Below are 12910 nucleotides of genomic sequence, written 5' to 3'. Positions count from 1 at the left end.
GGACGGGTTTCAGCTTTTGGGCAAGCCTGGCGGATTGGTGCGTGATTCCGGTAAGGCCTCCTCCGAAAGCTGCCAACGATCGAGAATCTTGGCATAAGCGCCGCTCCTGATGAGGTCGTTGGTTGAAAGCGTCAGCGCGTCTGCCAAACCTGCCCCCTTGCGGGTTGCAATCGCCACGTCCGACCTTTCCGGCCAGCCGGCGGAGAGCGTACCAACACGCTTGATGCTCTTGTCGCGCGCTGCGATGTAGACCAGCTGTGCGTGCGGTTGGACGATAACGTCGACGCGGCCGGCTTGCAGCGCGACCACACGCGCCGCTTCGTCATCATGATACTGCAACTCGATAGGCTTCAGCCCCGCGGCGACGTTCTGGTCGCTCCACTTCAACAGGATACGCTCCTGATTGGTGCTGGCGCCGACCGTAATCCGCAACCCCGCGGCATCCTTCGGCTCCTTGATTTCCTTGATCGGGCTGTCGGCCTTCACGAAAAAGCCGTGGAGGCCTTGCCTGTAGGTCGAGAAGTCGAATTTCTCCTTGCGCAGTTCGGTCACACCGACATTGGATATCACTGCGTCATATTTTCCCGACGCGAGGCCAAGTGGCCAGTCAGCCCAAGCGACAGGAACGAGCTCGAGCTGAAGGCCGAGACTGTCGGCAACGGCCAAAGCGTAATCCGGATCGGCACCGACCACGGTCTTGGCGTCGGTTGCATAGGTGGCGAGCGGCGGCCCCCCTGGCGATATGGCGACGGTAAACTTGCCGGGTGTCACAAACTTGAACTCATTTGCGATCGCGGCAATTGCAGCTTCGTCCTTTTCTGCCCGTACCCGTCCGTTTTGCTCCGGAGAAAGATCGAAGATGTCGTCTGCGGCAGGGGCACTGACCGTCAATAGCGGTAACATTAGGAGACCGGCACGAATTGCACGGCCGACTTTTCTGATGATCGTCATTCTGTTAAATCCGGTTGAGAATATTTGGAGCACGGGCCGGCGAACAGCCCACGCTCCTTTCGCCCTGCGCTTTGACAGCGGCAGAATTCATCAGCTCTTCGGCAATCCCTGTGGGTTCGTCCGCGACTGCTTGATGGCCTCTGCCGAGAGGTTCCAGCGAGCCAGCGCCTTGGCATAATTGCCATTTTCGATCTGCGCGTTCAGTGCAGTGGTAATCGCCTCGGCGATCCCGGAGTCCTTTTTCGTCGCGACGGCGATTTCAGCCGTTTCCGGCCATCCACCGGAGAACGTCCCGACCTGCCTGGTCTTATTTTCCTGTGCAGCCTTATAGGCAGAGGTCGCATTCGGACCGAGATACGCGTCGGCTCGTCCCGACTGCAAGGCAACATCGAGAACAGCCTCGTCGTCATAATATTGAACCTCGCTTGCCGGCAGTCCTTTGGCCTTGTTGGCTTCGATCCAGCGCAGCAGGATCTGCTCCTGATTGGTGCCGGAAGAAACGATGACCTTCAGGCCTGCAACGTCTTCAGGTTTGGAGATGCTTTGCACCTTGCTGTTAAGCGGCACATAAAAGCCGATAAGGTCGGTGCGGTACGTCGAGAAATCGAATTTCTGCTTTCTCTCCTCGGTCACGGTAATATTGTGGATCGCAGCGTCGAAACGACCTGATGTGACACCAAGCGGCCAATCGGCCCAGGCAATCGGCACCAGTTCCAGCTCCAGCCCCAGACTGTCAGCAACAAGCTGGGCGATATCCGGTTCACTTCCGACGGGGGTTTTGTTGTCACTTGCATAGACTGCAAAGGGCAGTCGTCCGGGAATGGATGCGACCGTCAGTTTGCCCGGTGTGACGAGCTTGAAATTGTCAGGGACGAGCTTGGCAGCCGCCTCCACCTTTTCCGCGCGGATACGATCCTTCTGCTCCGGAGAAAGATCAGGCGCTTGCGCTTGGGCGGACGACGAGAGGGACGCCAGCGCTGCAAGCGACAGGAAGCCGCCCGTGGCAATGCCAAGAAGTTTTTGTGTGTAAGACATTCTGGGTGTTTCCTTATTGTTAGAGGACTTTGGCGAGGAAGGCAGCCGTGCGCGGATGGTCCGGCCGGCTGAAGACCTTGTCCGGCGTACCGGTTTCAAGGATGCGGCCTTGTTCCATGAAGACCACCTGATCGGAGACTTCACGGGCAAAGCCGATTTCATGGGTGACGATCACCAGCGTCGCGCCGGAACGGGCGAGTTCCTTAATGACGTCGAGCACTTCGCCGACCAGTTCCGGATCGAGTGCCGACGTTGGCTCATCGAACAACAAAACCTTGGGCTTGAGGGCGAGTGCGCGGGCGATGGCCACACGTTGCTGCTGGCCACCGGAAAGCTGGCGGGGATAGGCATGTGCCTTCTCCGCCAGTCCAACGCGAGCGAGCAGATCCCGTGCTTCTGCTTCTGCCTGCTCACGCGAAATTCCACGTACGGTGATCGGTGCCTCGACGAGATTTTCCAGGGCGGTCAAATGCGGGAAAAGATTGAAATTCTGGAACACCATGCCGACCTCGACACGTCGCTTCAGAATGTCCTTCTCCTTGAGTTCGTAGAGCGTCTCGCCGTCCTGCCTGTAGCCAATCAGTTCACCATCGATTGCAATGAAGCCGTCATCGACGCGTTCGAGGTGATTGATGGTGCGCAGCAAGGTGGATTTACCCGACCCTGACTGACCAAGAATGGTCGTTACGCTGCCAACTGGAATACGCAGAGACACGTCATCCAGAACCTTGAGCTGACCAAAACTTTTGGAAACGCCGTGGATCGTCACCTCGCCGCCGCGTGTGTGAAGCGGGCTGGACTTGGGACCCGAGACGGTCGTCTTGGCGGGTGTCCTGATCACTGGCTCATCGTCTGTGACGGATGCCGCTGTTCTGGCAGGCACGATCGTTCGATAGAGAGCAGAGAAAATCGACGGTGGAGGGTTGCGCAGCGCACCCCGCGCATAGTGCCGTTCGATGTAATGCTGAACGATGGACAGGACTGTGAGAATGACGAGATACCAGACGGTTGCCACCATCAGCAGAGGGATGACCTCCAGATTTCGGCGATAGATGATCTGGATTGTGTAGAACAACTCCGGCAATGCCAGGATGTAGACCTGTGACGTACCCTTGGCCAGACCAATGATGTCGTTGAAGGCCGTCGGCAGGATCGAACGCATAGCCTGCGGCAAGACGATCCGCGATGCCTGGCGGTGACGCGGCAAACCGAGCGCAGAGGCCGCTTCCAATTGCCCCTGGTCAACGGAAAGGATCCCGCCACGAATGATTTCCGATGCAAAGGCAGCTTGATTGAGTGTCAAACCAAGCACAGCAGCGGCAAAGGGAGTGATCAGTTGCGTCGTATTCCAACTGAAAAAGTTTACACCGGTATAGGGCACCCCAACGGTAATCGTTTCATACAGATAACCGAGATTGTTGAGGATCAGGAGCAGTACGATCAATGGGATAGATCGGAATATCCAGATATAGGTCCAGGATACGCCGACCAGAAGCGGCGAGCGTGAAACCCGGGCAAGGGCAAGGCCCGTTCCGAGAATGAAGCCGAAAAGGGCACCGAGTGCAGTCAGTAAAAGCGTGCGGCCAAGGCCCACCAGAACCGGTTCGGCAAAAAACCATTCAGCGAACACATCCCAGCCCCAGCGCGGATTGCCCAGAACAGAGTGCAATGTAGCAGCAATGACCAGGAGAGCGAAAATCGTTCCGACTGTGCGGGCGGGATAGCGCGCCGGAACGATCCGGTAATGGGAGTAGTCACCCCGCTTTACCGCTGCCGACTGGCCCGTTGCCTGCACCTCGTGAAAATCCGTCGAGATCGTCATTATGATCTCCTCAAATGTCATGCCGGGGAGATATTTGGCTCGCCGTGCTCGTAACGAAGTGGCTTGCCGAGAGATACTTTTCGAAAGGCAGCTTGCGGATGGTTTCAGGATCCGCACTGGTGTCGAAAAGCGCCGTGTAACCATTGGTCAGATAAAGGCCGACCGCCTCTGGCTGACGAAATCCAGTGGTCAGATAAATGCGCGAATACCCCTGTCGCAGAGCCTGTTCTTCAAGTTCGGCGAGAACGCGTTTTGCCAACCCCTGGCGGCGATAGCCTGAATGTGTCCAGACGCGTTTGACTTCGGACGTTCCGTGATCTTCGTGTCGCATGAAGGCGCCACCGGCAATTGCCTTCCCGTGGCGTAAGACCAGTACAAAGTTGCCGTGCGGCGGCGCAAAGACTTCCGGCGCGAAACGGTTCATCTCCTTCGTCGCGCCTTCGGCATCATAAAAACTGCCGTATCGGGAATCGTATTCGAACGTCAGTTCCTCGATCAGTGGCCGCGCCAGTGGATCGAGGGGTGTCGTGTAATAAAAGCGATCACTCACGTGGCTTACTCCTCGGGTTCGTTCGGTCATGAAAGGAAGGTCTCGGCAAGACGGGCCCAATAAAGTGCGCCCGGTGCGATAATGTCGTCGTTGAAGTCGTAAAGTGGGCTGTGTAGCGGGGCACTTTCGCCATTACCGACAAAGAGATAGGAGCCCGGTCGCTGTTGAAGCATGTAGGCGAAATCCTCACTCGCCGTGCGGGGCCGGAAATCGCCAGCAACCTGTTCAGCGGGAAAAACGGCCTCTGCCACGCCTCGCGCTAAACGGGTCTGCTCGCTGTGGTTGATCACCGGAGGGAATCCGCGGCGATATTGCACATCCGCCTCCGCGCCGAAGCTTTCAGCCTGGGCGCGGGCGAGCGCCGGCACTCGCTGTTCCAGCCTGTCGCGGACGGCCGGAGAATAGGCTCGCGCCGTGAGCTTCAGTTCGACACTGTCAGGAATGACATTCGAGGCAGAGCCCCCGTGAATGGAGCCCACCGTCAGCACCGCCATTTCTAGTGGATCGACATTGCGGGCAACGATGCTCTGCAACGCAGTGATGAAGGATGCGGAGGCAAGGACGGGATCGACCGTTTCGTGTGGTGAGGCACCATGCCCACCTTGACCAATGATACGGATCAAAGCCTGATCGACCGAGGCCATGGCTGGTCCCTCGACAAAGCCGAACTGTCCTGCCTTGACCCCCGGCCAGTTATGCAGACCGAAGATCGCATCGACCGGAAAACGCTCAAACAGGCGGTCCTCGATCATCTTCTTCGCGCCTGCACCCACTTCTTCGGCAGGCTGGAAAATCAGCGTCAATGTGCCGGAAAAGCGCCCGTGTTCGGCTAGGTAGCGTGCAGCACCGAGCAAAATGGCAGTATGTCCATCGTGACCGCAGGCATGCATGACGCGCGGATTGCGGCTGGAATAAGCAAGGTCTGTGGCTTCCTCGATTGGCAATGCATCGATGTCAGCACGGATCCCGATCCGTTTATCGCCATTCCCCCGCCTGAGGGTGGCGACGACGCCATAGCCGCCGACACCCTCCGTCACCTCGTAACCGTAGGACAGAAGATATTTGGCGATGATGCCTGCGGTCCGCCCCTCGTGAAAGGAAAGCTCCGGATACTGATGGAGGTCCCGACGGATCGTCACCAACTCGCTGATGAAGGCATGGATTGTCCGTTCGGCGTCGTCGCGATGACGCGCGCCGTCAATATGGATGTTCATGATTTTACTTTCCGAAGGTTGGCTTCAGCCGATCTCGGCCGGGTGTTTCACCTGTTCCGATCGTTATGCGTGGGCCTTCTCCGCCTCGTCGTCGACGCCTGCATAAACGCTTTGGCGGTAGGGAAGATCGAGGTTTTCCCGCAGGGTTACTCCCCTCAGCTCCGGGTCGAAATAACCGCGCTCCTCAAGGATCGGCAAAACATGGCGGGCAAAATCATCAAAGCCCTCGGCAATAACAGGAAAGCCGAGGATGAAGCCATCAGCCGCGCCGCTATCGAACCACTCGATGAGCTTTGTGGCCACCGCGTCAGGTGTGCCGACAAAACCTTCGCGCGGTGTCGCCGCACCAAGCGCCGCTTCCCGCAAGGTCTGTCCCTGTTCCTTCGCAACACGCTTGATGCGGTCGGTGGTGGAGCGAAAGCTGTTTTTGCCGATGTCGCCAAGCTCGGGAAAAGGCGCATCGAGATCATAGGCACTGAAGTCATGATGATCGAAGAAGCGACCGAGATAGGCGAGCGCTTCATCTATCGAAATCAGATTGCGGATCACGTTGTATTTTTCTTCGGCTTCTGCCTGTGTCCGGCCCACGATCGGCCCAATGCCGGGAAAAATCTTGACGTGGTCGGCGGACCGTCCCTGGGCGACTGCAGCCTGTTTGACCCGTCGTGAAAAGGTCTGGTTGTCCTCGAGCGAAACGCCATTTGTGAAGACGGCATCGGCATGTTTGCCGGCAAGCCCTACGCCCGCATCTGACGACCCCGCCTGAAAGATCACCGGCTGCCCCTGTGCTGAGCGCTGGATATTGAGCGGGCCTTCAACCTGAAAGAAGCGCCCTTTGTGACCGAGCGTGTGCAATTTTTCACGATCGAAGAACTGCCCGCTGTCACGGTTGCGCGTGAATGCGTCATCATCCCAACTGTCCCAGAGCCCTTTGACGACCTCAAGATACTCGTCGGCAATCTCGTATCGGAGCGCGTGTTCCGGATGGTTTCGGCTGTAGTTTTTGGCGGTCCCCTCAAGTGGCGTCGTGACCGCATTCCAGCCGCCACGTCCACAGCTGATGAGATCCAGTGATGCGAACTGCCGGGCGATCGTAAAGGGGTCGCTGTACGAGGTGGAGACGGTGCCTGCGAGCCCTATTCTGTTCGTCACCGTTGCAAGAGCTGAAAGGATCGTCAGAGGCTCGAAACGGTTGAGGAAATGCGGGATCGATTTCTCGTTGATATAGAGCCCGTCTGCCACGAAGGCGAATGCGATACCGGCGGCTTCCGCCTTCAGAGCTATGGTCTTGAAGAAGTCGAGATTGACGCTGGCGTCAACCGGACTGCTTGGATGCCTCCAGGCGTTCATGTGACCACCGGCGCCCTGCAACATGATGCCGAACTTGATCTTATTTGCCATAGGATATCTCCTCAAGACGTTACGCTGCCGCGGATAGGGGGTGGCGAGCCAGAAGCTCTATGGATGCAAGCCGCCGGTTGGCGCCGACGGGCGGCGGCTCGAGAATGAATTCCTCGATCTGGTAGAGCGCTGAAAGTCGCGACAGCTCCGCGTGAATGCTATCCGGCGTGCCATGCAGTACGCTCGGCTTGCGCTCCTCGATGCGGAAATCCCTTGAGCCGGCCTGTCTTGCAAATTCTTCGGCCTGTTCGTGGCTGCCCAAGCTGGCTGATTGGCCGTTTTCAAGGAAAACCTTGAACACCTTCAGTTCGCCAACAAGCGCCGCCGCATCAGCAGCGTTTTCGGACGCATAGGCGGACAGCGCCAAAATGGGCGCCTTGCCGCCACTCTTGCCACGATAGTCTTCGAGACTAAGCCTCAGATTTTCGGGATCGCCATTCAGATGCCCTGCAAAGACGAAATCCCATCCCTGCGCTGCGGCAAGCCGGGCACTGTCCGGGCTTGCGCCGAGCAAAAACCGCTCGGCAGCCACCAGAGGCTGCGGACCGGGAAAAGCCCCGACTGATCTGTCAGCATCCAGCGAATGGGCCAGAAATGTCTGCAGATCAGCAAGCTGCTGATTAAAATCCGGTTTGGAAGAATGATACGTTTGCAAGGCCGCCGTCGATTGCGGCAATCCGCCTGGCGCCTTGCCTACACCGAGATCAACACGACCCGGAGCCAGCGACGAGAGCACGTTGAACACTTCTGCTACTTTGTAGGGACTGTAGTGCTGCAGCATGATGCCGCCCGAACCGACGCGAATACGAGACGTGTTCGACAAAATCCAGGCGATCAGCACTTCAGGCGCCGAACTCGCAAGGGCGGAGCTTCCATGATGTTCTGCAACCCAGAACCGCCGATAACCCAGCTCTTCCGCTCGTCTTGCGAGCTTGACCGTATTGGAAAGTGCCGTGACGGCATTTTCCTCTGAAGAGATCGGGCTCTTATCGAGCAGACTCAATGCATACATCGTCGCCTCGCTGGCAGTTTCGATCATGCGCTTATTAGTCTACTTATTTTATAGACAATGAAGGGCGCAATTTCCGATTGCCTGCCGAAAGAGAGAAAATCTTTGTCGGGTTTTCAGACGGAGCGAACAATTTGCAGTGAGGTCTTTTGCTGCCGCGGCGCAGACAATCATTGCTCCGAGCTTGAATTCAAGCATCAACCGGCCCTTGCCCGCGTTACAAAAACGCTATTTGTGTGCCGGCTTCTTCGTTTGGCGAAGAAGCCAATCCCGAAAGAGGATGATGTTGGCGTTGTGGGCCTTTCGTTCGGGGTAAACCACGAAATAGGAGTCATCCGACCGGATCGGTTCTCCGAAAGGCATATGAAGCGCTTTGCTTTCCAGTTCGCGCTCGACATAGAACGTTGGTACCACTGCGATGCCGATACCGTTAAGGGCCGCGTTGATAATCATCTCGTGATTTGAAAACCGCGTGCCTTGAATTCTGCCGCTATAGGACAGTCCGGCGAGCCTCAGCCAATTCAGCCATAGGCTCGGCCGGCCAGCGTTTTGCAGCATCGGATAGTTCGAAAATTCCAGCGGTTGCAGCTTCTGCCCGAACGGAATGAGGCGTGGCGACGCAACGACCGCCAAGGTTTCCGGAAACAGTTCGATCGCTCGGGCATGAAGCCACGTGCCAGCCCCACGAAGAACGGTCACGTCCAACCGAGTGGTCTCGAAATCCATAGCGGGGGTTGTTGTCGTGATCTCCAACGGGATGTCGCAATGAGCCTCGATGAACGATGATAGCCGTTCCGGTAACCAGCGTGCGGCAAAGGTCGGGTGCGTGCCGATCATGAGTGAGCTGTCTACCGTGCGTCCTCGCACGGCATCGATTGAAATTTCCTGCAACCTGTCGAGCGTCAGTGCAACGTCACGATAGTAGTTGGCGCCAAGTTCCGTCAGCACAAGCCGAGGGCCGGAACGATGAAAAAGAGTGACACCGAGAAACTCCTCAAGGTTCTGTATCTGCTTGCTGATTCCACTTTGTGTCAGACCAAGATCATCGGCTGCCTTGGTGAAATTCATGTACCGTGCGGCAGCTTCGAAGGCATGCAGGGATGCCAAAGAAGGAAGGTAACGTCTCATCGCATTCCCCCGATTTTCACCATGAATTTAATTCATGCAAAGGAGATTTTTCAACGTTTTTATTTTGCCTCCCCCTGGTTCAAGAATTATCCGGCGAGTATCCGCTCCCAAACAACACCCCGGCCGGTTGATGCCAGTCGCGAGAACGTCGTTGATGCCGCGGTGCGAATGCAAAGAGACTTTGCAGGTAGGAGGCATCGACCAGAATTCGATGCCCAAAACAAAGGGGAACATGATGAAAAGAAGAGATTTCAGTAAGTTGGTTGGAATGGGCGTTGCCGCCGCAGGTATTGGCGCCTTTGTCACCCCGGTCCTAGCCGCAGATTCTCTGGAGCGGGTTAAAGCCTCAGGCGTGCTTCGCATCGGCGCTGTCGCGGACGGGGCTCCTTATTATCAAAAGAGCCTTGCTGACGGTAGCTGGCGCGGTTTCTACATCGATATCTGCACAAAGCTTGCGGAAGATCTGGGCGTAAAACTCTCCATCACTGAGACCACCTGGGGCAACTCGGTGCTTGATCTGCAAGCCGACAAGATCGACGTCTTTTTCGGCCTCAACCCGACACCGGAGCGCCAGAAAGTTATCGATTTTTCGGGCCCCGTATTCAAGAACGCGTTCACGTTGATCGTTCGCAAAGGTGTAGAAGGCCAGACCTGGGACGACTTCAACAAACCTGAAATGCGCATTGCGGTCGACGCCGGCTCGTCGCACGATTCTGCGGTCACACGCCACGCCCCGAAAGCAGAGGTCGCCCGCCTGAAAACCGCAAGCGACGCCACCGCAGCTCTTCAGGCAAGGCGAGCCGATGCACAGTGCCTTGTTCTGGTCCTCGCCATGTCCCTGCGCGCCAAGAACCCGTCGATCGGCGAGCTGCTTCTACCGACACCTCTGGATTCGACCACGTCCAATGCCGGTTTCCGCCGGGAGGAAGACCAGACCTGGCGTACACACGTGACGAAGTGGATCGAAGACAACCGCGCAAGCGGCTTCGTCAAAGATGCCATCATTCGCAACATGGCGCTTGTTGGCGTAAAGGAATCCGATTTCCCGGCCGGTTTCGAGATCTAATATCCGAACGCAGCGGAGCCATCCTCCGCTGCCCCAGCTGACTTCTGATATCCGGACACTTGAATCATGTACGAATGGGATTTCTGGACCCTTTGGGAGTACCGATGGTTACTTCTCCAGGGCCTCGGCGTGACAGTCGGGTTTACCATCGCAATCATCATCGGCGGGCTGACCGTCGGGCTCATCGAAGCCATCTGTCTGCTTTCGCGATTTTCCGTTTTGCGCGGCATATCTCTTGCCGTGATCGAGATCTTTCGCTGCACGCCGATCCTTGTCCAGTTGATCTGGTGTTACTACGCACTACCGATCATCGCCGGGATCGAGATGACACCGGTTACGGCTTCCCTCCTGGCACTCTCCTTTTACGGCGGAGCATTTTACGCAGAGATCATTCGCGGCGGGATCGTATCGATCGATGAAGGGCAGTCGGAAGCGGCCGCAGCTCTTGGCATGACACCGGCACTCGCCATGCGCCGGATCGTCCTGCCGCAGGCCTTGCGGCGCATGCTGCCATCGCTGATGAACCAGTCGATCCTGCAATTCAAGAATACATCACTGGTCTCCGTTCTCGCGGTGCCCGATCTCGTCTACCAGGGACAGATGGCAGCCCACGACAGCTTCCGTCCACTCGAGACCTATACGGCGATCGCAGTAGCCTACTTCATCATCCTTTTCCCGCTGACACTGTTTGTCCGCAACCGCGAACGCAAGCTGGGAGAGGCACGATGACAACGCCAATGATCGAAATCTCGAACCTGCGAAAGTCGTTCGGCCCTCTCGAGGTCCTGAAGGACATCAGTGTGAAGGTTGACCCAGGCGGTGTGCTGGCACTGATCGGTCCATCCGGGTCGGGAAAGTCTACGCTTCTGCGCTGCATGAACCTTCTCGTTACCCCCGACGACGGGCGCATTCGTGTCGGCGATACGACGTTCGAATTTGGGAAAGCGGTCAAGCAGCCGAACATCAAGGCACTGGCGTCCTTTCGCTCCAGAACGGGGATGGTCTTCCAGAATTTCAACCTGTTCCCGCATATGACGGTGCTGGAAAACGTCATCGAAGCACCGATCCATGTGAAACACATGGGACGGAAGGAAGCGACGGACCTTGCCATGTTCCAACTCGAAAAGGTTGGGCTTGCTGATCGCGCCAAGCAGGCGCCGCAAACCCTGTCTGGCGGCCAAAAGCAGCGCGTGGCCATTGCTCGCGCTTTGGCGATGCAACCCGAAGTCATGCTCTTCGACGAGGCCACCTCCGCGCTCGACCCTGAACTGGTGGGTGAGGTGCTTCAGACAATGCAAAAGCTCGCAGCAGATGGAATGACGATGGTGATCGTGACCCACGAGATAGCCTTTGCCCGCGAAGTCGCAGATCGCATCGTCTTCATGCGCGATGGATATGTCGTCGAGGAAGGCACCGCCCAACAGGTCATTGACGCACCGCAGATGGACGCGACCAAGACATTTCTCAGTCATTTTCACAAAGGTTCGGCCGCGAGGTAAACGGACCAAGATTGCAGGTAAGACAAGATGGAAACGATCGATAGACTCCGCGTGTTCCTGATCGAAAGCCCGATCAAGATGGCTCGGCTGCAGGGAGTGGGAAACGTCAAGGGCACGGTAAAACGCGTGCTGGTCGAACTGACATCCTCGTCCGGCACGGTTGGCTGGGGTGAGGCTGCGCCCTGGGAGGTGTTTACGGGTACAGCCGAAGCCGCGTTCGCGGCGATCGACATCTATCTTCGCCCGTTGGTGATCGGTGCTCCGGTCAACCGCGTCCGCGAGTTGACGCTCAAGATGAAAAAAGTGCTGGTGGGCCATGGCGAGGCGAAACTCGCGATCGAAACGGCGATGCTCGATATTCTCGGCAAATCATCAGGCCTTTCGATTGCCGATCTGCTTGGGGGTCGGGTCCGCGATACCATCCCCCTCTCCTTCTCGATCGCCGATCCCGATTTCGGCGCGGACATGCGACGCATGGAAGAAATGGTTCCCCAGGGCAACCGCATCTTCAAGGTGAAAACCGGCGTGAAATCGCATCAGGATGATCTTGCGCATCTTGAAGCCATGCGCAACGCGTTTGGCGACACCATCGACCTTCGCCTTGACTATAATCAGGCACTCCAGCCTTTTGGTGCCATCAAGACGTTGCGCGATGTCGATCAGTTTCGACCAACCTTCATTGAACAACCCGTTCCAAGGGATTGCCTCGCGGCGATGGCATCTTTCGCGGCCGATCTGGACACGCCGATCCTGGCCGATGAAAGCTGCTTCGATACGCGCGACCTGATGGAAATCATCCGACTTGGAGCAGCAGACGCCATTTCGGTCAAATTGATGAAAACCGGTGGGCTTCTTGAGGCGCAGTCCTTGATGGCATTGGCCGATACGGCCCGCCTTCCCGGCTATGGCGGCACGTTGTGGGAAGGTGGTGTGGCCCTTGCGGCTGGCACCCAGTTTATTGCCGCAACACCCGGCATTTCGCTCGGATGCGAATTCTACATGCCGCACCACGTGCTGACCGAAGATGTTCTGGAGGTCAAAATCGAAAACCGTAACGGCGAAGTCATCGTACCGGATGGTCCGGGGCTGGGTATTCGGGTTTCGGAGCAATCGCTGCGCTCCAACGCGAAAGTCATCGCAGAGCGCTAACGCCACAGGTCGAAAGACAAAGAGATGAAGTGCCGACCGCGGGCTATCTGCGGCGGGAGGGTGAACTGTTGACTCATTATCAGGAA

The 12910-nt window shown here is 57.1% G+C and carries 12 protein-coding genes; 4 read left to right on the top strand and 8 right to left on the bottom strand.

The genetic code is table 11. The features are described from left to right. Positions 1 to 9: 9 nt before the first annotated feature. From FY156_25225 to FY156_25190, 8 genes are all read right to left on the bottom strand, one after another. Complete coding sequence (locus FY156_25225) at positions 10 to 951, bottom strand: ABC transporter substrate-binding protein (GenBank protein ID UXS04752.1); 942 nt, start codon at positions 949 to 951, stop codon at positions 10 to 12. A gap of 90 nt (positions 952 to 1041) precedes the next feature. Next, entirely contained in the window at positions 1042 to 1986 is a 945-nt protein-coding gene (locus tag FY156_25220; GenBank protein ID UXS04751.1) for an ABC transporter substrate-binding protein, read from the bottom strand. Between the two features lie 19 nt (positions 1987 to 2005). Continuing rightward, positions 2006 to 3808 (bottom strand): amino acid ABC transporter permease/ATP-binding protein, encoded by a 1803-nt coding sequence (locus FY156_25215; GenBank protein ID UXS04750.1) that lies wholly within the window; start codon positions 3806 to 3808, stop codon positions 2006 to 2008. Positions 3809 to 3818: 10 nt separating this feature from the next. Further along, positions 3819 to 4358, bottom strand: a complete 540-nt coding sequence (locus tag FY156_25210) for a GNAT family N-acetyltransferase (GenBank protein UXS04749.1) — start codon at positions 4356 to 4358, stop codon at positions 3819 to 3821. 26 nt (positions 4359 to 4384) lie between these two features. Next, positions 4385 to 5572 carry an amidohydrolase gene (locus tag FY156_25205; GenBank protein ID UXS04748.1) on the bottom strand — a complete coding sequence of 396 codons (1188 nt, stop codon included), beginning with the start codon at positions 5570 to 5572 and terminating at the stop codon, positions 4385 to 4387. A 63-nt stretch (positions 5573 to 5635) separates the two neighbouring features. Continuing rightward, on the bottom strand, positions 5636 to 6973 hold the full coding sequence (locus FY156_25200; protein UXS04747.1) for an LLM class flavin-dependent oxidoreductase: 1338 nt from the start codon (positions 6971 to 6973) through the stop codon (positions 5636 to 5638). Between the two features lie 19 nt (positions 6974 to 6992). After that, on the bottom strand, positions 6993 to 7985 hold the full coding sequence (locus FY156_25195; GenBank protein UXS05245.1) for an MsnO8 family LLM class oxidoreductase: 993 nt from the start codon (positions 7983 to 7985) through the stop codon (positions 6993 to 6995). A 225-nt stretch (positions 7986 to 8210) separates the two neighbouring features. Continuing rightward, positions 8211 to 9110, bottom strand: coding sequence for a LysR family transcriptional regulator (locus tag FY156_25190; protein UXS04746.1), 900 nt, complete (start codon positions 9108 to 9110; stop codon positions 8211 to 8213). Positions 9111 to 9342: 232 nt separating this feature from the next. On the opposite strand from FY156_25190, the gene FY156_25185 reads away from it, so the two are divergent. The 4 genes from FY156_25185 to FY156_25170 all read left to right on the top strand — a co-directional run bounded on the left by FY156_25185 (position 9343) and on the right by FY156_25170 (position 12824). After that, positions 9343 to 10176: a transporter substrate-binding domain-containing protein gene (locus tag FY156_25185; protein ID UXS04745.1), complete on the top strand. Its 834-nt coding sequence runs from the start codon at positions 9343 to 9345 to the stop codon at positions 10174 to 10176. Positions 10177 to 10242: 66 nt separating this feature from the next. Beyond that, the gene (locus FY156_25180) at positions 10243 to 10905 is read left to right on the top strand and encodes an amino acid ABC transporter permease (protein ID UXS04744.1); all 663 of its coding nucleotides are present in this window, start codon (positions 10243 to 10245) and stop codon (positions 10903 to 10905) included. 8 nt (positions 10906 to 10913) lie between these two features. Further along, positions 10914 to 11675, top strand: coding sequence for an amino acid ABC transporter ATP-binding protein (locus FY156_25175; protein ID UXS05244.1), 762 nt, complete (start codon positions 10914 to 10916; stop codon positions 11673 to 11675). A 27-nt stretch (positions 11676 to 11702) separates the two neighbouring features. Then, the gene (locus FY156_25170) at positions 11703 to 12824 is read left to right on the top strand and encodes a cycloisomerase (protein UXS04743.1); all 1122 of its coding nucleotides are present in this window, start codon (positions 11703 to 11705) and stop codon (positions 12822 to 12824) included. The last annotated feature ends 86 nt before the right edge of the window (positions 12825 to 12910 follow it).

The organism is Agrobacterium tumefaciens (assembly GCA_025559845.1).
GTDB lineage: Bacteria > Pseudomonadota > Alphaproteobacteria > Rhizobiales > Rhizobiaceae > Agrobacterium.
The sequence above is the reverse complement of the archived record's forward strand: the minus strand, read 5'-3'. Positions and strand labels throughout refer to the sequence as shown.

Coding starts and splice junctions, on each gene's coding strand:
- FY156_25170 (UXS04743.1), top strand. CDS start 11,703: ATGGAAACGATCGATAGACTCCGCGTGTTCCTGATCGAAAGCCCGATC.
- FY156_25175 (UXS05244.1), top strand. CDS start 10,914: ATGATCGAAATCTCGAACCTGCGAAAGTCGTTCGGCCCTCTCGAGGTC.
- FY156_25215 (UXS04750.1), bottom strand. CDS start 3,808: ATGACGATCTCGACGGATTTTCACGAGGTGCAGGCAACGGGCCAGTCG.
- FY156_25180 (UXS04744.1), top strand. CDS start 10,243: ATGTACGAATGGGATTTCTGGACCCTTTGGGAGTACCGATGGTTACTT.
- FY156_25195 (UXS05245.1), bottom strand. CDS start 7,985: ATGTATGCATTGAGTCTGCTCGATAAGAGCCCGATCTCTTCAGAGGAA.
- FY156_25190 (UXS04746.1), bottom strand. CDS start 9,110: ATGAGACGTTACCTTCCTTCTTTGGCATCCCTGCATGCCTTCGAAGCT.
- FY156_25225 (UXS04752.1), bottom strand. CDS start 951: ATGACGATCATCAGAAAAGTCGGCCGTGCAATTCGTGCCGGTCTCCTA.
- FY156_25205 (UXS04748.1), bottom strand. CDS start 5,572: ATGAACATCCATATTGACGGCGCGCGTCATCGCGACGACGCCGAACGG.
- FY156_25185 (UXS04745.1), top strand. CDS start 9,343: ATGATGAAAAGAAGAGATTTCAGTAAGTTGGTTGGAATGGGCGTTGCC.
- FY156_25220 (UXS04751.1), bottom strand. CDS start 1,986: ATGTCTTACACACAAAAACTTCTTGGCATTGCCACGGGCGGCTTCCTG.
- FY156_25200 (UXS04747.1), bottom strand. CDS start 6,973: ATGGCAAATAAGATCAAGTTCGGCATCATGTTGCAGGGCGCCGGTGGT.